At 32.2% G+C, this 24,341-nt stretch carries 25 protein-coding genes; 8 read left to right on the top strand and 17 right to left on the bottom strand.

Annotated features, from left to right (window positions below; translation table 11 throughout):
* Positions 1-13: 13 nt before the first annotated feature.
* A complete protein-coding gene (locus tag HA149_RS03275; RefSeq protein ID WP_209112982.1) occupies positions 14-1,402 on the bottom strand; it encodes a sodium:solute symporter in 1,389 nt (462 codons plus the stop codon).
* A gap of 93 nt (positions 1,403-1,495) precedes the next feature.
* Positions 1,496-2,554, bottom strand: coding sequence for a chlorophyll a/b binding light-harvesting protein (locus HA149_RS03270; protein ID WP_025943718.1), 1,059 nt, complete (start codon positions 2,552-2,554; stop codon positions 1,496-1,498).
* Positions 2,555-2,884: 330 nt separating this feature from the next.
* On the opposite strand from HA149_RS03270, the gene HA149_RS03265 reads away from it, so the two are divergent.
* Positions 2,885-3,061: a hypothetical protein gene (locus tag HA149_RS03265; protein ID WP_167315821.1), complete on the top strand. Its 177-nt coding sequence runs from the start codon at positions 2,885-2,887 to the stop codon at positions 3,059-3,061.
* A gap of 42 nt (positions 3,062-3,103) precedes the next feature.
* Here HA149_RS03265 and HA149_RS03260 read toward each other — a convergent pair whose 3' ends face one another.
* The 4 genes from HA149_RS03260 to hisS all read right to left on the bottom strand — a co-directional run bounded on the left by HA149_RS03260 (position 3,104) and on the right by hisS (position 5,346).
* A complete protein-coding gene (locus HA149_RS03260; protein WP_209112980.1) occupies positions 3,104-3,337 on the bottom strand; it encodes a hypothetical protein in 234 nt (77 codons plus the stop codon).
* A gap of 136 nt (positions 3,338-3,473) precedes the next feature.
* The gene (locus HA149_RS03255) at positions 3,474-3,773 is read right to left on the bottom strand and encodes a TIGR02450 family Trp-rich protein (RefSeq protein ID WP_209112978.1); all 300 of its coding nucleotides are present in this window, start codon (positions 3,771-3,773) and stop codon (positions 3,474-3,476) included.
* A 2-nt stretch (positions 3,774-3,775) separates the two neighbouring features.
* On the bottom strand, positions 3,776-3,976 hold the full coding sequence (locus HA149_RS03250; RefSeq protein WP_245154659.1) for a glycoprotein: 201 nt from the start codon (positions 3,974-3,976) through the stop codon (positions 3,776-3,778).
* A gap of 89 nt (positions 3,977-4,065) precedes the next feature.
* A complete protein-coding gene (hisS, locus tag HA149_RS03245; RefSeq protein WP_209112976.1) occupies positions 4,066-5,346 on the bottom strand; it encodes a histidine--tRNA ligase in 1,281 nt (426 codons plus the stop codon).
* 98 nt (positions 5,347-5,444) lie between these two features.
* On the opposite strand from hisS, the gene HA149_RS03240 reads away from it, so the two are divergent.
* Positions 5,445-5,867: a hypothetical protein gene (locus HA149_RS03240; protein ID WP_209112974.1), complete on the top strand. Its 423-nt coding sequence runs from the start codon at positions 5,445-5,447 to the stop codon at positions 5,865-5,867.
* 30 nt (positions 5,868-5,897) lie between these two features.
* Here HA149_RS03240 and HA149_RS03235 read toward each other — a convergent pair whose 3' ends face one another.
* Entirely contained in the window at positions 5,898-6,677 is a 780-nt protein-coding gene (locus HA149_RS03235; protein ID WP_209112972.1) for a 3'-5' exonuclease, read from the bottom strand.
* 116 nt (positions 6,678-6,793) lie between these two features.
* On the opposite strand from HA149_RS03235, the gene HA149_RS03230 reads away from it, so the two are divergent.
* Positions 6,794-7,516: a DUF1350 family protein gene (locus tag HA149_RS03230; protein WP_209112970.1), complete on the top strand. Its 723-nt coding sequence runs from the start codon at positions 6,794-6,796 to the stop codon at positions 7,514-7,516.
* Here HA149_RS03230 and acs read toward each other — a convergent pair.
* From acs to HA149_RS03200, 6 genes are all read right to left on the bottom strand, one after another.
* Positions 7,513-9,495, bottom strand: a complete 1,983-nt coding sequence (gene acs / locus HA149_RS03225; RefSeq protein ID WP_209112968.1) for an acetate--CoA ligase — start codon at positions 9,493-9,495, stop codon at positions 7,513-7,515. The genes HA149_RS03230 and acs overlap by 4 nt on opposite strands.
* Positions 9,496-9,589: 94 nt before the next feature.
* Positions 9,590-10,561, bottom strand: a complete 972-nt coding sequence (gene sds, locus HA149_RS03220; RefSeq protein WP_209112965.1) for a solanesyl diphosphate synthase — start codon at positions 10,559-10,561, stop codon at positions 9,590-9,592.
* A 27-nt stretch (positions 10,562-10,588) separates the two neighbouring features.
* On the bottom strand, positions 10,589-11,383 hold the full coding sequence (gene murI, locus HA149_RS03215) for a glutamate racemase (RefSeq protein WP_209112963.1): 795 nt from the start codon (positions 11,381-11,383) through the stop codon (positions 10,589-10,591).
* Positions 11,380-12,465, bottom strand: coding sequence for an N-acetylmuramoyl-L-alanine amidase (locus tag HA149_RS03210; protein WP_209112960.1), 1,086 nt, complete (start codon positions 12,463-12,465; stop codon positions 11,380-11,382). Before HA149_RS03210 ends, murI begins: the two co-directional genes overlap by 4 nt.
* Positions 12,465-13,292 (bottom strand): carbon-nitrogen hydrolase family protein, encoded by an 828-nt coding sequence (locus HA149_RS03205; protein ID WP_209112958.1) that lies wholly within the window; start codon positions 13,290-13,292, stop codon positions 12,465-12,467. The genes HA149_RS03210 and HA149_RS03205 overlap by 1 nt, the downstream gene beginning before the upstream one ends.
* Before the next feature lie 30 nt (positions 13,293-13,322).
* Entirely contained in the window at positions 13,323-14,051 is a 729-nt protein-coding gene (locus tag HA149_RS03200; RefSeq protein WP_209113926.1) for a 2-phosphosulfolactate phosphatase family protein, read from the bottom strand.
* A gap of 129 nt (positions 14,052-14,180) precedes the next feature.
* Between HA149_RS03200 and aroA the strand changes: the two genes are divergently transcribed.
* The 3 genes from aroA to glmU are packed head-to-tail and all read left to right on the top strand — an operon-like array spanning position 14,181 to position 17,790.
* Positions 14,181-15,497, top strand: a complete 1,317-nt coding sequence (gene aroA, locus HA149_RS03195) for a 3-phosphoshikimate 1-carboxyvinyltransferase (protein ID WP_209113924.1) — start codon at positions 14,181-14,183, stop codon at positions 15,495-15,497.
* A gap of 12 nt (positions 15,498-15,509) precedes the next feature.
* Positions 15,510-16,415, top strand: coding sequence for a tRNA (5-methylaminomethyl-2-thiouridine)(34)-methyltransferase MnmD (locus HA149_RS03190; protein ID WP_209112956.1), 906 nt, complete (start codon positions 15,510-15,512; stop codon positions 16,413-16,415).
* Positions 16,416-16,440: 25 nt separating this feature from the next.
* Positions 16,441-17,790, top strand: coding sequence for a bifunctional UDP-N-acetylglucosamine diphosphorylase/glucosamine-1-phosphate N-acetyltransferase GlmU (gene glmU, locus HA149_RS03185; RefSeq protein WP_209112954.1), 1,350 nt, complete (start codon positions 16,441-16,443; stop codon positions 17,788-17,790).
* A 1-nt stretch (position 17,791) separates the two neighbouring features.
* On the opposite strand, the gene HA149_RS03180 is transcribed toward glmU, so the two are convergent.
* From HA149_RS03180 to menD, 4 genes are read right to left on the bottom strand one after another with little or no spacing between them, the layout of a single operon-like run.
* A complete protein-coding gene (locus HA149_RS03180) occupies positions 17,792-19,165 on the bottom strand; it encodes a UDP-N-acetylmuramoyl-tripeptide--D-alanyl-D-alanine ligase (protein ID WP_209112952.1) in 1,374 nt (457 codons plus the stop codon).
* Between the two features lie 7 nt (positions 19,166-19,172).
* Entirely contained in the window at positions 19,173-20,630 is a 1,458-nt protein-coding gene (glgA, locus tag HA149_RS03175) for a glycogen synthase GlgA (protein ID WP_209112950.1), read from the bottom strand.
* A 35-nt stretch (positions 20,631-20,665) separates the two neighbouring features.
* Positions 20,666-21,523, bottom strand: coding sequence for a 1,4-dihydroxy-2-naphthoyl-CoA synthase (gene menB, locus HA149_RS03170; protein WP_209112948.1), 858 nt, complete (start codon positions 21,521-21,523; stop codon positions 20,666-20,668).
* 35 nt (positions 21,524-21,558) lie between these two features.
* Positions 21,559-23,322 carry a 2-succinyl-5-enolpyruvyl-6-hydroxy-3-cyclohexene-1-carboxylic-acid synthase gene (menD, locus tag HA149_RS03165; RefSeq protein ID WP_209112946.1) on the bottom strand — a complete coding sequence of 588 codons (1,764 nt, stop codon included), beginning with the start codon at positions 23,320-23,322 and terminating at the stop codon, positions 21,559-21,561.
* Between the two features lie 49 nt (positions 23,323-23,371).
* On the opposite strand from menD, the gene lepB reads away from it, so the two are divergent.
* Together lepB and HA149_RS03155 are read left to right on the top strand one after the other, a co-directional pair.
* On the top strand, positions 23,372-23,956 hold the full coding sequence (gene lepB / locus HA149_RS03160) for a signal peptidase I (protein WP_209112944.1): 585 nt from the start codon (positions 23,372-23,374) through the stop codon (positions 23,954-23,956).
* A gap of 45 nt (positions 23,957-24,001) precedes the next feature.
* The gene (locus HA149_RS03155; RefSeq protein ID WP_012007422.1) at positions 24,002-24,337 is read left to right on the top strand and encodes a DUF760 domain-containing protein; all 336 of its coding nucleotides are present in this window, start codon (positions 24,002-24,004) and stop codon (positions 24,335-24,337) included.
* Positions 24,338-24,341: the final 4 nt, after the last annotated feature.

Raw genomic sequence — 24,341 nt, 5'->3', positions numbered from 1 at the left:
CATTCTAGGGTTATTATTGAAACTTTTTAATCTCTGCTTTATTAAAAATCAATGCAATAAAAAGAATTGAGAACGTAATTAGGGCACAAATTTCTGTCCAATAATCTAATCCAATTTTAGAAATCATTAATGGTGCAAGAACTGTAAATAGTCCCCCAGAAAGAATTAACTGAGCAAATAGCTGTTTTGAAGTAAAAATTGGTAAAGTCTTAGAAATATTTTTAGGATCCGCAAGCCTTAAAAGAAGTAACCCAGAAGCTACCACACCTGTAGAATTCCCAAACTCTATCAAACTTTTTTCAAACCAATAATCATCAAAAATAAAGTAAGCAAAATAAGCAATGCAGATTAAATTCCAAAATAACCCAAACATAGTAAACACTAAAATAAGTATCCAATTATCAAAAACAACTGCAATATCTAAACTCGCCATAGCTGTAAAAATCAATAAGTCTGTAGATAAAATACCAATTTCCCTCTGGAGAATATTTGAAATAAATTCTGTATTTTTGGTTTTCTCTAAAATATATCTTATAAGGAGGGAGCCTATAAGGATAAAAGGGAATACTGGTAGTGAAAAAATAATTTCCTTTGAAAATTCACCAAAAGAACTTGAAATATACCTTAAAAATTTAAGGAGCAAAATACCAAAAGAAATTGCCAAACCTGCGAATCCAAGATTTATTAAAAAAATTCTTAAATCTGCAAAAATTCCTATCTTATTTTTTTCCTTTGGATTATCTTTTTGTTCAATAATTTCTTCAGTATCTGAAAGACCTAAAGTTCTACCAAGAAAAATAAATATACTGCCCAATATTGAAGAGGATAAAAGACCCATTGTTGCCATAGCCAAACCAAGATCTAAACCATTCGGGAAACCTAGCTTATTAAAACTTTCGCCGATTATCGATGCAGCTCCATGACCGCCTTCAAAACCGACCTCTATTAAACATCCCATTAGAGGATTTGTATCCATAGATGAGGGCAAAAAATATCTAACAACCAAACCGCCAACAAAAAACTGTCCGAAACCTAGGGAAAGAGCTAATAGAAATTGATTAAAAATTGGTTTAACTAAACCATTTATATTCGGAATAGGTCTTCCCATCATTAAAGTTGCGAAGACTAATGACAAAAGAGGAGTAGGAAAATTACTCCAAACATTGATTGTTTCTTTTGGTAAAAAGTGTATCGCTCCAAATGGGCCTATAGATATACCTAAAATTCCTGATATAACTGCTATCGGTAAGCCAAATCTCTCAAGTTGTACAGCTAGTTTAAATTTCCTCCCAAAAATCAACAAAAAAAATATTATTAGCAATCCAAAAAAACTTATTAAAAGAGAATTTGAAAAAATATCTTTATTCTGTAAAGAAAAAATATTCAATGATTTCAAAGACATATAATTCTAAATCTAAATTAATAAACAAAATTTTTCAAATAAAAAAGGCTCCTGTAAGAGGAGCCTTTTGATATAAGTAATTAAATTTAAGAATTAATCTTTAAGAGTAACCGTTGCACTATCAATATTACTGATAGCATTTGTAACTCTCTTGAAGTCAAAGCCTAGTGCTCTTAAAGCGTGCCATAGATGGCCTTGAATAAAGAAGAATCCGAAATAGTAATGAACATTAGCTAACCACGCCCTTGAAGTGTACTCACCATCAGGAAGATCGACAGTATCTACCCAATATGGAGAAATACTAAATTTCAATTCAAGTGGTTCACCAAAGAATTCAGTTGGATAAACTGTTGTGTTAGCTGCACTCCAGAAGGCTGCAATAATAGCCATCCAGCCTATTCCAGCTAATGACCATGAGAGAACAGCTTCTGCGGAGAGAAGACCTTTACCTTTGAATTTGGTATATTCACCAACTTGCTTAGTAGCAATATGCCAAGCACCACCAGTAATCTCAACGAAAGCTAGGAAAGCATGACCTCCCATTACTTCTTCAAGACTATCAATAGTCAAAAAGTCTGTCTGATGATTCCAAATTTTGGCCAAATTTAATTCATACTCAACCTGTCTTACAGAACCAATAGCTGGATCATAAATTCCATGAACTCTTGCCCATTCGACAAAAGCAATAACTGCGAAACCAAGAATAATTAAATGGTGGCCAAGAATAAATGTCAATTTGTCTGGATTATCCCATTCAATATTGAATTTTCTAGCTCTTGCAATATCAGAATCTTCAAGATTTCCAGGAAGAAGTAAAGAATGTAAAAGTCCCCCGGCTGCTAAAACCATAGAAGAGACTAAGTGAACTATTGCTATCGCTAGAACAGGTTTAGTATCTCCCATAGCAACACCATTAGCATCGAACCCTATTCCAAGAGTTGCTAAATGAGGAAGAACGATTAGAGGTTGATGACCCATTGGGACGCTTGGGTCAAATCGTGAAAGTTCAAAAAGGGTGAATGCACCCGCCCAGAAAACAATTAATCCTGCATGAGCTACATGAGCAGCAATGAATTTTCCTGAGCGATTCGCTACACCTGAATTACCAGCCCACCATCCATAGGTAGTATCTGGATTTCCATAGGTTTGCATTTAGGAATTGATTAGCTTAAACGTTTTGAGAATACTTTATATTTCACCAAACAGTTGAATTAATAACAAAATTGTAAAGGTTAGTAATCCTAGTAATTACTAAACAAAAAATCTTCATAAGGCAATCCAAGAGCAAAGAAGGTAGATTTAATGAAGAAAAATTATTCTCAGATATATAAGTTTCATAAAATAAACCATTATTTTCCAATTCAAATAATTTTAATAAATTTCATTTTGCTGACATTAAACGATGTTTTGTTTCATTAAACCATCCTAGTTATTGCCTCATTTTCAAACAATTATTAAATATGAGATAAGATATCTATTATTATGACTACTTCTCAAGAGTCTTCTAGAAAATTTTCACTAGAAATGAAATCTGAAGTTCATTACAAAAAGGCTGCAAAATCTTACAGAAAATCAAAACAATATATAAATATGATTAACTTATATCCAACTTTGCAAAACACTTTAATTGAGTGTAAGGATGAGAACCTAATCGAATAAAGTTTTATTTATTTTTCCAATTCAATAAAAAAATATATTATTTTAAGCTGCAAAATTATAATTTTCTTCAAGATAAAATTTATTAATTATTTTTCTGCACATTTTTATATTATAAAGAGCTTTTGGTTTCCAAGGTTTTTTCTGACCGAGTGGAGAGCTTTTCCAATGAATCCCAGGCTTGAGTATTCCATTTTCACGTAAAAAAGAAAGTTTATTTTCAGTTATTCCTAGTTGTTCAGCGGTCAACTCAGATGAGCTCCATATATCCCCTAACATTGAATTAAGTAAATATTATTAATCCTTGATAACGTTAATTTTATTTTTTTGAAAGGGGTAAAACTTTTAAATAATCATTAAGTAACAAAAAACCTAGTATTTATAAAGAGAAGAGATTTGAAAGATTTATTTAAAATTAAGAAATATTAAATAAAGAATCTTCATTAATAAATATCTCATCGATAATTTCTCCTTTTTTGAGGGATTTATATTCTACATATTCTTCAGTTATCGATTGAAGCTTTGGAAGCTTAATCCAACCCTTATGCCAATTTCCACTATTTATTAATTCTTCGTAAGTAGTTTCTAAATTAATTTCAGAATCAACTGCAGAAACCATTAAAAAAGTAATATTTCCTTTTTCTTTAGTCTCATTTACTAAAACAAAATGTCTCAATCCATTTATGGATTTATTAGAGGTCCAGAAATTTTCCATAATTATTTTTTCTGAATGTTCTCCTTAGAGTTTTCTCTAGATATTTTTTTATATTCATTTCTAATTTCATCTAATAAAAGTTTTCTTCTATCCAAATATTTAACAGAATCTTGTTTTGATAAGTTATATCTTTCTTTTTTAGTTAAATTCATCCAATTATTAAGATTCTTCTTATTAAAAGTTGTTAATTTTTTAGCCTTCAAAACTTTTTGTTTTCTATTTAATTTAAGAAAATGCCTTAAATTAAAAAAAATAAATATAAAAAGAAAAATTATTACTAACTTTAAGAGCATCACTTTTCAAGTAAGTTATTATTTATCCACTTTTCTAATTCAAAATCATTCTCTAAAGAAATAACCTCTTCTTTATTCCCATTACCTGATTGATCAAAGAGTCTTATAATAAATTCTCTTTTAGTCGCCTCATCATCACCAATAACAATAATACTTTTAGATTTTAGTTTATTCGCCTTTTTAAATTGTTTAGAGAATGAAGATCCACTTAAATCCAACTCAACTAACAAATCAAAATTTCTTAATTTTCTTGATAGATCCATAGCTAATGGTTCAGCAATGACGCCCTGATTAATAATATAAATATCAGTATTTCTTGGTACTTCGAGCTCTTTTCCCGCTAGTAAGATTAATCTTTCTAAACCAATAGCGAATCCAATTGCCGGGGTATTTGGCCCTCCCATTTGTTTTATTAAATTGTCGTATCTTCCTCCTCCGCAAACTGTAGCTTGGGAGCCTAAAGCGCCACTAGTAATTTCAAAAGCTGTATGGGTGTAATAATCTAAACCTCTTACTAGATTAAAATTTTCCACGAAAGGTATTTTTAAAACCTCTAATTGTTTTTTAAAGTCTGAATATCTTTTGTGACTTTTTTCAGACAAAAAATCAAATAATCTTGGAGCATTTTCAAGGGTTTTTTTTGTTTGAATATCTTTAGAGTCGAAAATCCTTAAAGGATTTTTAGTAATCCTATTCTGAGAATCTAAATCTAGAGAATTTTTATTTATTTCAAGCCATTTTAAAAAGTATTTCTGAAAATTTAATCTATCACTTACATCGCCTAATGTATTTATTTCAAGATTAAGTTCTTTTATTCCTAATTTACTTAAGACATCCCAAGCTAAAGCAATAATTTCAACATCGCTTCTAACTGAATCGTATCCTATAAACTCAACACCTAACTGATGAAACTGTCTTTGCCTGCCTGCTTGAGGTCTTTCATATCGAAACATAGGGCCCATGTACCAAAGTTTATGAAGTGGATTAGACGACATCCCATTTTGTATTAACGCTCGCGCAACGGAAGCTGTTCCTTCAGGCCTAAGAGTGCAGGATCTCTCCCCCCTATCAAGAAAAGTATACATTTCCTTACTGACAACATCTGTTCCTTCACCAATTCCTCTAATAAATAATTCTGTCATTTCCAATATTGGTGTTCTTATTTCTTTGATGGATGCTCTTGCAAGCTGTTCTAATAAAATTTTCTCAACGTTTTGCCACTTTATTAAGTTATCAGGCAATAGGTCGACTGTTCCTCTAAGATTTTTTAAGTTATTCAAAGTTCTAGAAAATAATTCAAAATTTTTAAATCAAGTAGGAATTAATCTTTAATTGATTGTTTTGTGAGACAATTTTAATTTAACATTTAGAAAAAGTATTGGAAATTAATAAAAATAAAGAGAATCTGCATTGCGGTACAAAACCAAAAAAAATTGCTTTTGGAATAGCACCCCTTGGTATAGTTTCGGTAGGAATAGTGCCAATGGGAGTAATAAGTATTGGAGTAGTTCCAATGGGTGTATTCTCTTTTGGTGCAGTAGCAATGGGAATAGTCAATTTATCATTAGTTGGGATGGGAATTATCTCAGCTGGGGTAACTACTATGGGAATATGGGAGTATTCACCTAATTCTCAAAACAATCATCATAATCATTCCAAACAAATTTCAAATTCAAGCAAAGAAAATATGATGTCAGATCTATTTAACACTAAACAAGAAGCAGAAAAGGCTGCCTCAAAATACGGATGTATTGGAGCACATAAAATGGGTAAAAAATGGATGCCCTGTAAGATGCACTAGATATTTTCTTAGTCAAAAATTTATTGAATATCAATTCAAAATCTCTACTCTAAAATCAAGATTTTTTGCCTCATCAGTAGTTAATTTTCTTGACCAAGCTCCTTGCACAGGACTATTCCATCTGAACCCAGCATTTTTAGCTAAAGATCTATCTTCGTAACTAATAAGCGCCTTGTATAAAAACCTCGGTTCGGTAGCTTTAATTAAAAGTTCCTCTAGATTATTGCATTTTTTGAAAACCTCAGATATGTAAAAGCAATCAGATAAAGCTCTATGTAAATTCCAAACTGGTATTGAAAAAGATAAAGCTAGATCAGTTACTGAGGGTCTATTTTTTAGTGATTTTTGAAAAGACCAATTAATATCCTCCAAACTGCATATCCATTTTTTATTAAGTTTAGGTAATCGTCCTTTCCCAAACCATTTCTTATCAAACTCTACATTATGCGCGACAATGAAATCCGAACAATCAACAAGTTTCAGAAAGAAATTCAATCCATCTTCCCATGGTTGAGAGATATTAGTTACTTCAGCAGATATACCATTAACATGTTCGGCTTCATTATTATTAACTGGGAATAAAAATGAAACTTGTGAAAGTACGCACTTAAAAGATACATCAAACAAAATACAACCTATCTCTATCACTTCATCTTTATTTTCGTCTAAACCTGTTGTTTCAGTATCAAGAATTAAAATTTTTTCAATTTTTTTATTTTGATTAGCAACACTCTCTACAGAGGGATAACTGATAACTTGATCCTGAAGAATATCCAATTGATTTAATTCTTTTTTGTTAGATAGTTCCAATTAACTGAAAACACTTTCATTTATCTTGACGCATTTAATAAAAATTTCTCTTAAATTAATATAAATTAAGAAATATGGTTAAAAATAATTTTTGAAACATTTTTAGTTTATGAAAGATGACTTTTACAAAATATCAATTTAATAATTTTTGTTATTGGCCTTCAAATCCTAAAAAAATTGTTGAATTTATTGGTGGAAGTTATCTAGCTTCTAAACCAGATTTAACTTATAGAAGATTCATAGAGAGTTTAATTAATAAAAACTATGCAGTACATGCTTATAAATACACTCCACAATTCGATCACCAACAACTTGCTATTAAATCATGGAGGGATTTCAAGAATTGCCGAATATCTTTATCAAAGAGAATAGGAGCAACAATCCCTTCAATAAGAATTGGTCATAGCCTAGGCTGCAAAATTCATCTAATTTCTCCTGATGGTGGAAGAAATTGCGAAAAATTCATATCAATAAGTTTTAATAACTTCAGTGCTAACCAATCTATTCCATTATTGAAACAAATTTCTCAAAAATTAGAATTCAACAGTGAATTCAGTCCAAGCCCTGAAAGAACTTTGCGATTAATTAAAAAAACATATCATCAAAAAAATAACTTCCTAATAAAATTCAACTCAGACGAATTAGATCAAACAGATAAATTATTGTCTTGTCTGAAAGCAAGAAAAGAAGATAATTCTAAGGGGGTAATTTTAAAAGGCACACACACTATAATTGCAAGTGCAGGACTAAGAGAAAATTTTTTGGGAGACTGGGCCGATGATGAATTCAAAAGAAATACTATAAAAAAAATTTCCAATTTAATTGATGAATCTGATTAGGATAATTCTTTCAGCTTTTCCAAAACAGAACTATCTTCAAGGGTGCTTATATCACCGTTAACTTTTTCTCCAGCAGCCAAAGATCTTAAAATTCGCCTCATAATTTTTCCACTACGTGTTTTTGGAAGAGAGTCAGAAATTATAATCTTTTCAGGCTTTGCTATGATTCCAATTTCATTAACAACATGTTTCTTTAGATCCTCTACTAATTCTGAAGAACCGTTCACGTCTTTCTCTAGAGATACAAAAGCAACTATAACTTCACCTTTTAAATCATCTTTTTTGCCAACAACTGCAGACTCTGCAACTGATTTATGACTTACCAAAGCAGATTCTATTTCCATTGTTCCTAACCGATGTCCTGAAACACTTATGACATCATCAACTCTTCCCATAATCCATATATATCCATCTTCATCAATGCGTGCTCCATCTCCAGCAAAATAAACATTTTTTTCTCCTTTAAAGGAGATATATTCCCAATAACTCTCCAAATATCTTTCTGAGTTTCCGTGAATTGTTCTCATCATTCCTGGCCAAGGTTTCTTAATAATTAAATAGCCACCATCGTTCTCCTTAACCTTATCTCCATTCTTATCAACAATTTCAACTTCGATTCCTGGCAGAGGGAAAGTAGCTGAACCTGGCTTTGTAGCAACGGCTCCAGGCAAGGGACTTATCATCACACCACCAGTCTCAGTTTGCCACCAAGTATCAACAATAGGGCATTTATCTTTACCAATAACATCCTTGTACCACATCCATGCTTCAGGATTAATTGGTTCGCCAACTGTGCCCAAAAGTCTAAGACTCTCCAAATTATATTTATCAGGTATTTCACGCCCAGACTTCATAAATGCTCTTATTGCAGTTGGTGCAGTATAAAAAATAGAAACCTTATATTTTTGAACAATTTCCCAAAAAGCTCCTAAATTTGAGGGTCTTGGTACTCCCTCATACATTAAGGTTGTAGCACCATTAGATAAAGGCCCATATACTATGTAACTATGACCTGTAATCCAGCCAACATCAGCAGTACACCAGTAAATATCGTCATCTTTTAAGTCAAAAATCCATTTAAATGTCAAATGGGACCAAAGATTGTAACCACCTGTAGTGTGAACTACACCTTTGGGCTTTCCAGTAGAGCCTGAAGTATAAAGAATAAAAAGTCTATCTTCGCTATTCATTATTTCTGGTTCACAATGATCTTTTTGATCTTTTAATAATTCGTGCCACCAAAAATCTCTACCATCAACCATCGAAATATTTTCTTGTGATCGTTGAACAACAACTACTTTTTCAACAACTTTATCTGCCCCACTTTCAATGGCCGCATCAACTGCTTTCTTAAGTTCAATCACCTTATCTTTTCTAAAGCCACCATCAGCAGTAACAACAAACCTGGCGTTTCCATCAATTAACCGATCTTTTAAAGCTTCTGAAGAAAATCCTCCGAAGACAACTGAATGAGGCGCGCCAATTCTTGCACAAGCCAACATAGCAAACATCGCTTCAGGAATCATCGGCATATAAATACAAACCAAATCTCCTTTTTTTACACCAATTGCTTTTAATGCATTAGCTGCTTTACATACCTCTTTTAGAAGTTCTTCGTAAGTATATTTTTTGCTATCTCCAGGTTCGCCTTCCCATATAAGTGCAGTCTTTCCTCCAAGTCCTCTCTTAATATGTCTATCTAAGCAGTTATATGTAATATTAAGTTTCCCTTCTTTGAACCATTTAAAAAAGGGCGCATTTTCATTATCTAATACAGTTTGAAATGGCTCAAACCAATCTAATTCAGATTTTGCAAAAGATTCCCAAAATTGATTAGGATTATCTGATGCTTGTTTTTTTAGACTTAGTAATTCTTCTTGAGAGCTAATATTTGAGTTTTCTGCAAATTTTTTTGATGGAGGGAAAATTCTCTTTTCTTCAAGTATGTTATTGATTGAATTTTTTTTATCTAATGACATTAAATAAATCTATGCTTAATAAATTTAGACGAAAAAATTAAGGTTTTCAAAAATTTTAATATTAATTTAGCTCAAAGATTTATTTCTAATAAATCTAATAAATACGGCTTAAAACAAATTCTGGAAGAGCCATTAAAGCTCTCTTATATTCTGAATCAGGGAGCCAGACTATAGCTTCTTTAGAAAGCATTGCAAAATCCTGAGCTAGTTTCCTGGAACTTTCAATAGCTTTAGAGTTCATGATGATATTAAGAGCATCATCTAAATCATCTTTTTCAGCAAGTTCTCTGTTGATAAGAACTGACAATTGTTTATTTTCTTCTAAGGCATATAAAACTGGGGCTGTAAGATAACCACTAGCAAGATCACTTACAGCAGGTTTTCCTAACTGTTTATCATTTCCAGTAAAGTCAAGAATGTCATCTACAACTTGGAATGCTAAACCAATATTTTTGCCAAAATCGTACAAAGAGGTTAAGTTTTCCTCATTAATACCACTCAAAACTCCAGCTGCTTTGCAACTATTAGCTATTAATGATGCTGTTTTACAATAACTTTTATTGATGTATTTGGAAAAAGATTGAGCCGAATCAAATCTATTTAAATTTTGTTTGATTTCACCCTCTGCTAAATCCATTATTACTCTACTAAGTAATTTAACTACATTTACATTGTCAAGATTTGCTAGGTGCCAACTTGCTTGAGCGAATAAAAAGTCACCCGCCAGAACAGCTACTCTGGTATTAAATCTACTATGAACTGTATCTACTCCTCTTCTTGTAGACGCCTCATCAACAACATCATCGTGGACTAATGAAGCTGTATGAATCATCTCAGTTATTTCAGCAAGCCTTTTATGTTTGGTTGTCAAGCAAAATTCAGGAGATATAGCTTTTGAAATCAATAAAACTATACCAGGCCTCAATCTTTTCCCCCCAGCACTAAAAAGGTGTTCTGCGGCGGCTTGAAGAATTGGGTGACCAGCTCCTATTAGATTTTTCAGTTCTAAAATAAGATCATCAAGATCATTTTCAACTGGTTGTAGTAGCTCTGTAACTGTATTCATGATTGACCTCTTCTATATCTTAAGGAATCAAACATTACTTCGGAGGTTAACTAACCTAATTTCTTTATTAATTCCAAGCCAAGATTTTACTTTATTGGAAAACTCATCTCTTTCTGAAGTAACAAAAAATTTTACATTTTCGAAAGAAATACTCTCATAGCGGTCAGTTTCTGGAATAGCAAAAGATTCATTAAATTTTTTTATTAATGCTACCGATGGATCAGTAATTTTTATATTTGAATCTAATTTTTTTCTTAAAAAGTCATAAATTAATGGATAGTGACTACATCCAAGTATTAATTCTTCAATATTTTTGTTTATTAGTGGTCTTAAGTATAAGTCTGAAAGACTATTTAACTTATCAAGATTTAATTTTTCTTTTTCAATTTCTGATACAAATTCTGGACATTCTTGCTGAAATATTATCGTATTCTCTTTTTTAGCATTTATAGCTTTCTTGTAATACGATGATCGAACAGTTGTTTGTGTGGCTAGGACACCAATTACTTGTTTATCAACTATTTCCGATACTGAGTTTATAAGGTCAAAACAAGGGACCTTTAGATCATCTTCTAGAATATCAAATGCACACGCATTTGTAGTATTACAAGCAACTAAAAGTGCATCCAAATTCTTATCAACAAAAAAAGTACAAATCTCCTTTGCAATTAATCTTATCTCTTTAGAATTTTTGTTCCCAAAAGGTATTCTTTTTGTATCCGCCAAATAAAAAACTTCTACATCTTTACGTGTTTTTAGTAAAGAATTAAGGATAGTAAAACCACCTATTCCGCTATCAAATATACCTATTTTAAGTTTCACCCTACTTTATCTAGATATTCGAGTATCCCTTTTGCAATTGCATAGGCTAATCTTTTTCGATGGGTTATTTTTTCTAATCTTCTTGCATCTAATCTTCCCGTTAAAAATCCAATTTCTACAAGGACTGCAGGCATCCTAGTATTTTTAATTACAAAAAATCGACCTTGTTTAACCCCTCGATCAGGACTCCCAGGGGAAACTCTTAAAATTTGTTTTTGAATTCTTTTCGCGAGTAATCTTCCTCTCCACCCTCTGTAATAAAAGGTTTCCAATCCATTTATGTCTCTTCTTTTACCTCTTGAGGCATTTGCATGAATACTTACAAAGATATCTGCATCCGTATTATTAGCAATGGAAACTCTTGGAGGCAAATCCAAATCAACGTCATTTGTTCTAGTCAACCTTACTTTGACACCTTTCTTAGAAAGTAAATTTTTAACTATTTTTGAAACTTCTAGAACAACATCTGTTTCTCTAATACCACCAATACCTATCGCTCCTGGATCAGGTCCTCCATGCCCTGGATCGATTACAACTTCAAACTTGTTTCGTCTTACCTCTGGTAGTTTCAAGTAACCATAATTGTTTTTCTTCTTATGAATTAAATTTTGCTTTGCTTTAATATTTCCTCTTTTCTTTTCAACTAAACCTTCACCAATCTTCTTAAAAGCATATTTTGGGTTAAATAGTTTAATTCTCCATTTATTTTGATCTAAGCCAACCATTTCCCAAGTCAAAGGTTTCAAATAAGTCTCTTCCTTAAATTCAATTACTAGTCTTGTTTTACCCTTATCTGGTTTACCTAATCTAATTTCTTTTATTGGGCCATTACCTTTTATTTTTCTGGGATTTTTTAATTCTCCTGGAAAATCTACCCAGAATCTATCTCCCGATATTTGGTTAGCCTTCTGAAAGTATGCTTTTAAATTTGTATTTGATTTAGTTCTTAATTCTAAAACCCCATTAGTATTTATAGCCCATGCAGCAAGAGCACTTGAAGATTTAATTGGAAGGGTTGAAGAATTTAAAAATAAAAAAACGGATAAATAACGAAAAAGTTTATTGTCTAAAAACTTTATCATTAGTTTGAAAACAATTTGTTTTTTCTATGTTTAAGGCTTGGCATCTGCTCCCTAATTTTCTTTACTCTTTCTTTATCAGCAGGTGCTATTGCAGCTCCCTGAGTTTTTCCAGCATCAGATAAAACTGTACCCCAAGGGTCAATTACCATTGCATGGCCATGACTTTGCCTTCTTCCATAATGAATCCCAGTTTGAGCTGGAGCGACTACATATGCTGTATTCTCAATTGCTCTTGCTTGTAACAGGATTTGCCAATGATCTTTTCCAGTAAATGCTGTAAATGCTGCGGGAATCATAATTAGCTCTGCACCATTGGCAGACAGATATCTGTAGAGTTCAGGAAATCTAACGTCGTAACAAATCGACAATCCTATTTTGCATAAACCTGGGACATCTACAACAGGTGGATACTCTGCTCCAGATAAAATAGTGGATGATTCCTTGTATAAATTTCCATCTGGCAAATCAACATCAAACAAATGAATCTTGTCGTATTTTGCCAAAATCTGTCCATCTTTCCCAAATAAGGCTGACCTATTAAAAGTATGACTATCATCACCAGCAGGGACAGGATACCCTCCTCCCAAAAGAAATACTTGATATCTTTGTGACATAGTTTTTAGGAAATTTGCACACTTCTCTGACAATTCAGAAGCTAATCTAAGTTTTTCATCATCTCCTCCTAAAAAAGCAAAATTCTCAGGCAATCCTATTAACTCAGCACCTCTTCTAGCAGCTAATTCAATCTGTTCTTCTGCTTCAGTAAAATTTGCTTCAACATTTGAAGTACTTGTAATTTGCAATGCAGCTACCAAAAAATCAGTCAAGACTTTACTCCTAATGAACCAATTCGTGAATCATGAGGCACGAATCACACCTCTTTCAACTTGAGCTGGAACAATATCTAAGCAATCAAGTTCAGAGCAACATTTAAAATCATCCTCATAATCTCCAAGACTTGTCAATCTTTTGCCATGGGTTGCTGTTTTTAAACATTTCAAAATATCATTTTTCCAGACATCCCAAAGTGCCAAAGCAGCCTGTAATTCGTCATTCAGAATATTAATTTCGAAATCACAGTTCTGTTTTAGGTATGTGGCCAAAGCGCCAGCAGCTAAAGAATCCTCAAGTGAATAAGAGCCTTCCCAACCACTACCAAGTATTAAAACATTTTCACTTTTTAATGAAATAATTTTTTCGGCAACTGCTTTCCTATTTGGGAGACCCATAGCAAATAAATGCTTAGCATTTTGAACTTTTTGCAATGATTTAGTCCCATTAGTCGTACTCATAAATAGTCTTTTACCATTAACAACTTTTTTTGTAACTGATAAAGGAGAATTTCCTAAATCAAAGCCCTCAATCTTCTTTCCGCCTCTTTCTCCAAGCATTAGTCTCTTTTCAGCTTGCCACTTAATTGCAGATTCTTTTAATAAATCTAAATCTGCAAAAACTTGTATTGAATCAGCTCCATTTTTTAAAGCCCAAGAAATTGTAGTTGTAGCTCTTAAAACATCAATGACCACTGCAATGTCTGGACAATTTTCAGGAACATCCTTTGCAACGTGATAATAAGTAAGATTAATAATCAAATCCTTTTTTCTGAATTTATTATAGAAAACAGTTACTTAATTTGATTATTTTTTTTTAAAAAACAAACTTATTGATAATATAAAACTAATTTGTTTTTACAGAAATCTTCTCAAGTAATTAATTTGAAAATGAATAATATCCGCACAATAAAAGGTGGAGTTAATTTAAAAGGAAAAGTAAAAGTACCTGGAGATAAATCTATTTCTCATAGAGCTCTAATAATAGGAAGTATTGCTAAGGGTGAGACGACTATTGAGGGGTTCTTACATTCAGAAGACCCACTTTCAACTGCTGATTGTCTAAGAAAGTTAGGTGTAAAAATACCAGAAATAAAAAAAAATGAGCCTTTTACGATTTCAGGATTGGGTCTTGATGGATTTAAAGAGCCCAAAGAAATTCTAAATTGTGGGAATTCGGGAACCACCATGAGATTATTAATGGGGTTACTTGCCGGTCAAGAAGGCAAGAATTTCATCTTAACAGGTGACATTTCTCTTAATGAAAGGCCAATGGGGAGAGTGGGCAAACCGTTATCTTTGATGGGTGGCAAAATTTTTGGTAGAGAAAAAGGAAACAAAGCTCCAATCTCAATTGATGGGAATAAATTAAAAGGGTGTGTTATAGGAACCCCTGTAGCGAGTGCTCAAGTAAAATCTGCAATCTTATTGGCAGGCCTCAAAGCTTCTGGAACCACTTCTGTTATTGAACCAGCATCTTCAAGAGATCATACTGAAAGAATGTTAAAAGCATTTGGAGCAGACATCAGTATCAGAGGAGAATTAGGAAGGAATGTAGTTATCAAGTCAGGGGACAACTTAATTGGCCAGAGAATATTGATCCCTGGAGACATAAGCTCCGCTTCTTTTTGGATGATTGCTGCATCTATTGTTCCAAATTCAGAGGTTTTAATTCAGAATGTTGGACTAAATCCCACTAGAACAGGGATTTTAAATGTAATGGATTCAATGGGGTGTGATTATGAGATTTTAGATAAATCGACTATTGCAGGTGAACCTATTGGATCTATTAAAGTAAAGACTTCAAATAATTTAAGATCATTCACTATTGAAGGAGATATTCTCCCAAAACTTATAGATGAAATTCCTATCCTTACTGTTGCTGCCTGTTTTTGTAATGGAGTTTCTGAAATTAAGGATGCACAAGAATTAAGAGTTAAGGAGACAGATCGATTAAAAGTCATGGCACGACAGTTACAAAAATTCGGTGCTGAAATAACAGAAAAAGAGGATGGGTTAATTATTAATGGGGAATCAAAATTTCACTCTGCGGAGGTAGACAGTGAAACAGATCACCGAGTAGCAATGAGTCTCGCTATTGCTTCACTTCTTGCCAAAGGTACCTCAAAAATAATGAGGGCAGATGCGGCTAGCGTCTCGTATCCCACTTTTTGGGAAGAGCTGGCCAAACTAACTAACTAGCCTAAAAAGCTTTTGTCTGAATTAATAGAAGTTTTAACTAAAGATGGTAGTTACTCTTTAAAAAGTGTGTTTTTTCAAGAGAACTTCCATAGTTTATTGGGCGCATTGGAGGAAACAAAGTTAAAGTTTACAGCTACTTCTAATTTGCAAAGATTTAAGGGTAAATCTCTTAATGTTTTGGATATATGTTTTGGTTTAGGATACAATTCCGCTTCTTTATTAGATGAATTAATTAAACAAAAATCTTATTTGAATTTGTATGCGTTGGAGATTGATAAAAAGCCTCTTGAATATTCGCTTAGAAATGAATCTTTCCTTAAATTATGGGCTCCAAAAGTCAAAAAAATATTTGAATCACTGTATCGAAAAGATTACTTTGAGGATCAATTTTTTAAATGCAATGTTTTGTGGGGTGATGCTAGAGAAAAAATCAACATAATTCCTTCCTCTACTAAATTCGATTTGATTTATTTAGATGGTTTTTCTCCTCAAAAATGCCCACAATTATGGACAATTGAATTTTTATCTAAAGTCACAGAAAATCTTAATTCTCAGGGTTATTTAATAACTTATTCTTCTTCAGCGGCAGTAAGAAAAACTTTAAGAAATCTTGGATTAGAAATTTTTACTATTAAGCCAAGTTTTAAAAACAGAACTTTTTGGAGTCAGGGAACTGTCGCAATATCAAAATTTGATAAGAATAAATTGAAACCTAATTTTAATTTTGAAAAGTTATCTTTAATGGAAGAGGAACATCTCTTAACTAAAGCTAGTATTCCATATAGAGATCAAAATTTGAACTCAAGTAAAGACGATATAATCAAGAGAAGATTAGATGAGCAATTATTCTCAAATCTATTATCTACAAATAAATGGAGAGAGAAGTGGGGAATGACGAAGTTATCCTTTAAGAGTTAGATTTAAATAAAGATTTTAAATAAACATGTTAAGTGTTGCAATATTAGCTGCAGGAAAGGGCACTAGGATGGAAAGCTCATTGCCAAAAGTTTTACATAAAATTTCTGGTAAAAGTCTTCTACAAAGAGTAATTGATTCATGTGTCGAATTAAAACCTGATCAAATTTTCGTAATTACTGGACACAAGTCAAAAGAAGTACAAAAGTCAATCCCAAACGATAAAAAATTCCATTTTGTAGTTCAAGAACCTCAATCAGGAACAGGTCATGCTATCCAGGTACTTTGTAGAGAAGTAAAAAAACATGAAGGAAAACTTTTGGTACTTAACGGCGATGTGCCACTCATAAGGCCTAGTACTCTAAAAAGACTTTTGTATTTACACGATTCAAAAAATGCTGATGTTTCTTTAATTACTACAAAGAAAAAAAATCCCCATGGATACGGCAGAGTTTTTTTGAAAGGGGATTTTATTGAGAGAATTGTTGAAGAAAAAGATTGCAATGATCTAGAAAGAGAAAATCCATTGGTAAATGCAGGTATCTACTGTTTTAACTGGAGTAACTTGTCAGAAATAATTAATGCCTTGAAAAGCAATAATAATCAAAAAGAGATTTACTTAACAGATACAATATCTTTGCTAAAAAATTCCTTGAGCCTCGAGATAGAGGATAATGGAGAACTTCAAGGAATTAATAACAGAATTCAATTATCAGAGTGCGAGGAAAGTATTCAGAATTCAATTAAAGAAAAGCATATGCTTAATGGCGTAACTTTTATAAATAAAGCAAGTTGTTCAATTAGTGAAGAAGCTGAAATTGGTAAGGATGTAATCATAGAGGCTAATACACATATAAGAGGAAATACCAAAATAAATAGTCATTGCATTATCGGACCAAATACTTTTATTGAGAATTCTAATGTGGGATTAAATTGTGAAATTTCAAACTCTACTGTTTATGCTTCTCAGATAATGGATTATATAAAAATTGGCCCTTATAGTCATATAAGACCTAATTCCAAAATATCTTCCTTTAGCAAAATAGGTAATTTTGTTGAAATCAAAAATAGTCAATTAGAGGAAGAATCTAAAGTAAACCATTTAAGTTATATTGGCGATTCTATTATTGGAAGATCTACAAATATTGGAGCAGGTACTATTACTGCAAATTTTGATGGTAAGAAAAAACATCAAACAAAAATTGGTAAAAATTCAAGTATTGGTGCAAATACAGTTTTTGTAGCGCCAATAAATCTTGGGGAATCGGTTACGACAGGAGCTGGTTCTGTGATCACAAAAGACTCAAAAGATAATTCATTAGCAATCTCAAGAACTAAGCAAGTAAATATAGAAAATTGGGAAAGAAAGAAACCTTGATCTAATTAATTAATCCAATAATTTTTTCCAGTTGCCAACATCTGCTCCCTTTTAAAAGTATAGAATCACCTTTTTTTGTTGATTTGTTTATCTCTTTAGGTACATCTTCAATATTATTTAAAACTAAAAATTTTTTCATATCTTTTAAATAATTGGTGTAAATTTTTTCATTTTTTTTATCGCAAATAAATAAACACTTTTCTATGTCTGAATTATTTATTAAGTTGAATATTTCTTTATGATGTTTTTCAGATTCCTCTCCCAATTCTTGCATACTTCCAAATATGAAAAATTTATTTCTCGGTTTTTCAAGCAGGTTTTTAATACATGCTTTTACTGACTCTGGTGATGCATTATATGATTCATCATATATTGTTGTTTTTACTGATTTAAGAATTTTATTCCTTCCACCTAAACTTACAAAATCAAATTTATTAAAACTTGCAAAATCAATGCCTAGCTCTTTAGCAACTGCGTAGGCAAATAAGAAATTCGAAGCATTGTGAAATCCCTCAAATGAAATTTCAAAGGTTTTTTCTCCAATTAAAATTGTTTTATTCGAGGGATTATAAAATCCTCTCAAATTATCATCTTTCTTAAAACTCTCCTTATAATTTTTTATATTTAAAAGTTTTACTTTTATAACTCTACCTTTCCAAAATTCCTTTAAAGTTTTTTCTAGGAATAAATCATTTGCTGGAATTATTACAACTCCTTCTGGATTTAAGAACTTACTAATTTCACACTTTGCATGAGTAATATTTTTTTTTGAGCCTAACAATCCAATATGAGCAGTGCCAATGTTAGTAATAACTGCAATATCGGGTTCACTATATTTAGATAAATTCTCGATCTGCCCAAGACCTCTCATCCCCATCTCAAGAACTAAAACTTTATGTTTTATATCTGTAGCAAGAATAGTAAGACCAACTCCAATCTCATTATTGAAATTTGCATGAGATAATTTAATTTTTCCAAGTTTATTTAAAACTCCACCTATCATTTCTTTTGTTGTTGTTTTACCCACTGAGCCAGTTATTGCAACAATAGGAATATTTAATTTTTTTCTTTTTAGCAATGCTAATTTTTGAAATGCCTCTGTTGTGTCATTCACAACCCAATAAGGAAAATTACTAGGAAGTAATCTCTGCATCCCTTTTTGTATTACTACTGATTTGACTCCTTTATTTAAAACCTCTGAAAGAAAGCTATGTCCGTCAAAATTTTTACCCTTAATAGCGATAAAAAGATCAGTTTTTAATAAAGTTCTACTATCAATACTTATATTCTTAAAATTAAAAAAGTCTCTTTTCCCCTCGCCCAGATTTCTAATATCCCCCAAAACATCGTTTAATTCTGATAAAGAGAATTCCATTAATAAATTAAGTCATACTTTTTTTTAAAGATGGATCAGCAGATTGTCCGTAAGAGAACTTTTGAACTTCAGCAAAATCTGGAGATGGTTCTTTTATTCCACAAACATCTTTATACATAATTTCGTATTCGAGTGCGGATCTTTGCCAACTAAACTCTTGGCTCATTGCTCTTTTTTGCAATAATTCCCAACTATCTTTATGCCTGAAGGCCTCCCAAGACCTTACTAAAGATGTATAAAAATCTATAGGTTCAAAGCGATCGAAGCAAAAGCCTGTGCCACTATTATTTTCCGGATCATGAGGTAAAACTGTGTCAACTAAACCTCCTACTCGCCTTACTATAGGAATAGAACCATACCTCATAGCAAGTAGTTGACTAATACCACAAGGTTCGAATCTACTTGGCATTAAAAATGCATCAGAGCCACCATATATAAGTCTTGATAAAGAATCATCATATGTAAGAAATACAGAAAATCTTCCTGGGTAATCTAATGCAAGTTGCCATAATCCTGACTCTAAATATCTATCTCCAGTACCTAAAACAGCTATTTGCGAATCTGTATATGCTAAAAGTCTTCTTGAAACTTGTAGAAGTAAGTCAACCCCTTTCTGATCAACTAACCTACTGACCATACCTAAAAGATATTTTTTAGGATTAACTTCGAGACCCATTTCTCTCTGCAGAATTTTTTTATTTTCTAGCCTATTTTCTAAATTATTAATACTAAATTTTGAAGGTAAAACTGGATCTTTGGCTGGATTCCATTCATCAAGATCTATGCCATTAAGAATTCCCCTTAATTTACCTGAAATGTAATTAAGTAATCCTTCAAGGCTTTCCCCATATTCATGGGTTTTAATTTCATCTGCATAAGTCGGAGAAACAGCATTAACTCTATCCGCATACAGCATTGCCGCAGCCATTGTGTGGTCTCCATGCATATACCAAGGACACCAAGTCATTTTTTCAAGCTTCCATCTCCAAGGTCCTTGATATTTTAAATTGTGAATTGTGAAGACAGTACTAATTTCGGGGTCCTGATGCATCCACACAGGAATCATTCCAGTGTGCCAATCATGGCAATGGAGAACTTGAGGTTTCCAACAATTCCAAGCAAATTCTGCAGTGGCACTAGCAAAAAATGTAAAGCGCCAGTCCTCATTTTCGCCTCCGTATATTTGGTCAGAGTCAAATGTTGGATGACCCACTAGGTAAATCACATAATTATGAATGGGATGTTTTGCTTCATATACGGCGAAATCAGTGCCCATCGTATTTGCTCTAAAAACTGGTTCATTTGATACCTCTAAAAGACTCCACAATTTTCCATATCCTGGAATTATTACCCTTACATCGTGACCAAGTTTTATCAAAGATGGAGGTAACGAACCAACCACATCTCCCATACCTCCAACTTTGATCATTGGAGCACATTCAGCAGCGGCAAGAAGAATTCTCATTGATAATTATTTAAAAAAGTTCTTTTGAAAATTAACTAGGGTGTCCACTTATAGTCAGAAAAGTCTGGTGGACGCTTTTCAAGAAAGGCATCTCTCCCTTCTTGAGCTTCTTCAGTCGAATAGAATAATTGAGTTGTGTATCCAGATAATTCTTGAATACCCGCAATACCATCATTCTCTGCATTGAATGAAGCTTTAAGAATACGAATAGCAGTTGGACTATTTCGTAAAATCTCTCTTGCCCAGATTACACCCTCAGCTTCTAATTCTTCAATCTTTGTAATTGCATTTATCAAGCCCATCTTAAGAGCTTCCTTGGAATTATATTTTCTACATAAAAACCAAATTTCTTTTGCTTTTCTTTGCCCAACAAGTCTTGCCAAATAACTAGATCCAAAACCCGCATCAAAACTACCAACTCTTGGACCTGTTTGACCAAATATTGCATTTTCAGAGGCGATACTGAGATCACAAATTAAATGAAGTACCTGGCCTCCTCCAATTGCAAAACCAGGAACTAAAGCAATAACCACTTTAGGCAAACTTCTTATTAATCTTTGAAGTTCAAGTACATTCAATCTGTGCTTCCCTTCATCATTTTTATATCCATTTTCACCTCTTACACTCTGATCACCTCCAGAGCAAAAAGAATAAATTCCTTTCTTGTCAGGTCCCGCACCTGTAAAGAGAACTACGCCAATAGTTTCGTCATTTCTTACGATATTAAATGCATTAATGAGTTCATCTACAGTTTGTGGCCTAAATGCATTTCTTTTTTCAGGCCGATTAATTGCAATTCTCGCAATTCCCTCATCTGATTTGTGAAACAATATATCCTCATAAGATTTGCATTCTGACCAATTTAAAGTTGTTTTACCAGGTAATACTTTCATGAAACCTAATTATTTAAAGATAGAAAATGATAAATTTAACCGCCAATTATTTTTTCTAGCAGGGCATTTTTTTCAAAAATTTCATTTTCTGGATCAATATCAACTTTAATTATTACAGATTTTTGGATAGAAATGCTCCAATCGAATGCCTCTCGTAATTTTTTAAAATTTGTCACACTTTTAAAATTTACTTGATAGCCCTCTGCGAGTTTTGGCCAGTTTATATCTTTTGGCATAAGAAAAAGTTTTTTTAATTCATCTTCTTTTAAATTTTCTTTATAAATACGATTAAATATATTTCCGCCATTATTATTTATCAGAAGAATTGTTAAATTCATGTCGATTGAATTTTCAATCAGCCAACCGTTTATATCATGAATAAAAGCCAAATCTCCAGTAACAAGAAGTAGAGGTTTTTTAATTCTAGAAATACCTAATGCAAGAGATAAAGTACCGTCTATTCCAGAAGCTCCCCTAAAGCTGAAACAATTTCTTGTTAAAGTACCATTTTCAGAAAATGTAAGCCAATCTCTAATCGGGCTACTCGCAGAAAGCATTATAGGATTTTCAGCTGGCCAAATTTTCGGAACAAGATTTGCAAGCATATACTCAGTAATTTGATTATCTTGAGTAATTTCCTCTCCTAAAATTTCTTTAATCTGTTCGCCTTCCTCTATTAGATCTAGAGCCATCGGAGTAAGAGACTTTTTGTTTTTTTCGTCAATTGATAATTCTTCTAACAATAGAGCAGTAAAATTTGATAGCCCAAAATCGTATTCAAATGATTTTTTTATAGGGTCCAATTTTCTAAAGTTTTTTTCTTTTATAAGAATTTGAATCCCTTCGAAGTTTATTAAAAACTTCTCCAAATCAATTGAGGATGACATAGGGCCAAGTCTCAAAAGTTGATGACAATTTATTAAATTTTTATTTTTTCTTAAGACTAATTCCCAATTCACAACTAATCCTCTTAAATCAGAATAAACACCTGAAACAGGGTCAGCAAATACTGGCCAACCAGTAATTTCCTGTAATCGTTCTAAAGATTTATTGAAAGAAGATAAATCATTTATGGAACCTTGATAGGGACCTACCAAAATAATGCCGGATTCATCTAAATTTAAACTTTTTGAAATTTCTAAAAATTTGTTTTTATCAGACTTTATTTCAACTTCCTGAAATATATATTTTTTCTTTAAATATATTCTCTGAAAAACCTCTAAAACATTTTTTTTATTCAAAAATGAAATATCTAAAGGCTTATCAATAGGAATATTTAAATGAATAGGACCAGGGAATGTTGATATTTGTTTATCAGTAATTCGAACTAAATTTAAGATTTCATTTTCTTGCGTTTCATGAAGTCCATTTAGATTTGTACTTAAAACCCTTCTGCAGACTGAACTCAAAAAATCTTCTTGATTTACTGTTTGATTAGCACCACAATCCTTTAATCTTAAGGGTCTATCAGCAGTAAGAAATATAATACCCTTACAAGATCGGTCTGCCTCAACTGCTGCTGGCAATAAGTTACTTACGGCAGTCCCAGAAGTAGTAATAACTAGAGAAAGATTACCTGATGCAGCAGAAATCCCAAGAGAGTGAAATCCCGCAGATCTCTCATCTATTGAATTAAAAATATTTACTAGTCCTAATTTATTTAATTCTCCAGCAGCTATTGCTAAAGGTGCTGATCTACTACCAGGACATAGTATTAAATTTTGAACTCCTATTTTTAAAAGAAGATTCAAAAGTTGTAAACTTCTAAGAAAATTTTTGCATTCAATAGATGATGTCATAATTTATATAAATGCTTTGGATTTTCCTTATAAATGAATTAAATAAAACATGTCTACAACTCAAGAAAAAAGAAATACAATACTAAAGGATTTTAAAAATCTTTTAATATGGATATCTATAGCTTTAATTATACGATGGCAGGTTATAGAGCCAAGATGGATTCCATCTGGTTCAATGCTTCCAACTCTTCAAATACAAGATAAAATTCTTGTTGAGAAAGTAACCCCCAAAATCACATCCAAATCAAATCTTTCAAAATTAAAAAACAAAATAGTTGTTTTTAACGTTCCGGAACAATTAATTAATGCTGGTTATGATGCAAATACCGCACTAATAAAAAGAGTCATTGGAGTACCTGGAGACAAGGTAGAAGTAAGAGAAGGTAATCTTTACTTAAATGATATCGCTCAAAAAAATTACGTTTTCGACAAAAATATTAATTATTCCATAGGGCCTTTTATTGTCCCAGAAGAGTCATTATGGGTGATGGGAGATAACAGAAATAACAGTATGGACTCTCATATTTGGGGATTTTTACCCTATGAAAAGGTTATTGGTAAAGCTATTTTTAGATATTGGCCCTTTAATAAAATTGGACCTATTCGGTTCCCTGCCCTTAATAATTTAAATTAATGGGTACGTGATGTTGTAGGGTTTTTATATCTTGAAGTTGTAGAAATGTTTAATCCAGAATTTCTTGCTACTGAAAATAATGATCCAAACGATGAGAATGATTTAATCCAGTATTTACAAAAACAATCTCCAGAAGTTTTGCAAAGAGTAGCAAAATCAGCCAGTGAAGATATTCAAGAAATTATTAGACATAATGTTCAAGGTCTTCTTGGAATGCTTCCTTCAGATCAATTTGATGTAAAAATAACATCTTCAAAAGACAACATTGCTAATTTATTATCTTCTGCAATGATGACAGGATATTTCTTAAGGCAAATGGAGCAAAGAAAAGAGCTAGAACAAACTCTTAAAAATGATGAAAACATGTCCATTGAAGAATAATAGT

Source organism: Prochlorococcus marinus XMU1406 (genome assembly GCF_017696055.1).
Taxonomy (GTDB): domain Bacteria; phylum Cyanobacteriota; class Cyanobacteriia; order PCC-6307; family Cyanobiaceae; genus Prochlorococcus_A; species Prochlorococcus_A marinus_W.
This window is presented reverse-complemented; position numbering and strand designations above follow the sequence as displayed.

Bases quoted from the DNA above. Each gene is read 5' to 3' on its own strand.
- HA149_RS03275 (WP_209112982.1), bottom strand. From the start codon at position 1,402: ATGTCTTTGAAATCATTGAATATTTTTTCTTTACAGAATAAAGATATT.
- HA149_RS03270 (WP_025943718.1), bottom strand. From the start codon at position 2,554: ATGCAAACCTATGGAAATCCAGATACTACCTATGGATGGTGGGCTGGT.
- HA149_RS03265 (WP_167315821.1), top strand. From the start codon at position 2,885: ATGACTACTTCTCAAGAGTCTTCTAGAAAATTTTCACTAGAAATGAAA.
- HA149_RS03260 (WP_209112980.1), bottom strand. From the start codon at position 3,337: ATGTTAGGGGATATATGGAGCTCATCTGAGTTGACCGCTGAACAACTA.
- HA149_RS03255 (WP_209112978.1), bottom strand. From the start codon at position 3,773: ATGGAAAATTTCTGGACCTCTAATAAATCCATAAATGGATTGAGACAT.
- HA149_RS03230 (WP_209112970.1), top strand. From the start codon at position 6,794: ATGACTTTTACAAAATATCAATTTAATAATTTTTGTTATTGGCCTTCA.
- acs (WP_209112968.1), bottom strand. From the start codon at position 9,495: ATGTCATTAGATAAAAAAAATTCAATCAATAACATACTTGAAGAAAAG.
- sds (WP_209112965.1), bottom strand. From the start codon at position 10,561: ATGAATACAGTTACAGAGCTACTACAACCAGTTGAAAATGATCTTGAT.
- HA149_RS03210 (WP_209112960.1), bottom strand. From the start codon at position 12,465: ATGATAAAGTTTTTAGACAATAAACTTTTTCGTTATTTATCCGTTTTT.
- glmU (WP_209112954.1), top strand. From the start codon at position 16,441: ATGTTAAGTGTTGCAATATTAGCTGCAGGAAAGGGCACTAGGATGGAA.
- HA149_RS03180 (WP_209112952.1), bottom strand. From the start codon at position 19,165: ATGGAATTCTCTTTATCAGAATTAAACGATGTTTTGGGGGATATTAGA.
- glgA (WP_209112950.1), bottom strand. From the start codon at position 20,630: ATGAGAATTCTTCTTGCCGCTGCTGAATGTGCTCCAATGATCAAAGTT.
- menB (WP_209112948.1), bottom strand. From the start codon at position 21,523: ATGAAAGTATTACCTGGTAAAACAACTTTAAATTGGTCAGAATGCAAA.
- menD (WP_209112946.1), bottom strand. From the start codon at position 23,322: ATGACATCATCTATTGAATGCAAAAATTTTCTTAGAAGTTTACAACTT.
- lepB (WP_209112944.1), top strand. From the start codon at position 23,372: ATGTCTACAACTCAAGAAAAAAGAAATACAATACTAAAGGATTTTAAA.
- HA149_RS03155 (WP_012007422.1), top strand. From the start codon at position 24,002: ATGTTTAATCCAGAATTTCTTGCTACTGAAAATAATGATCCAAACGAT.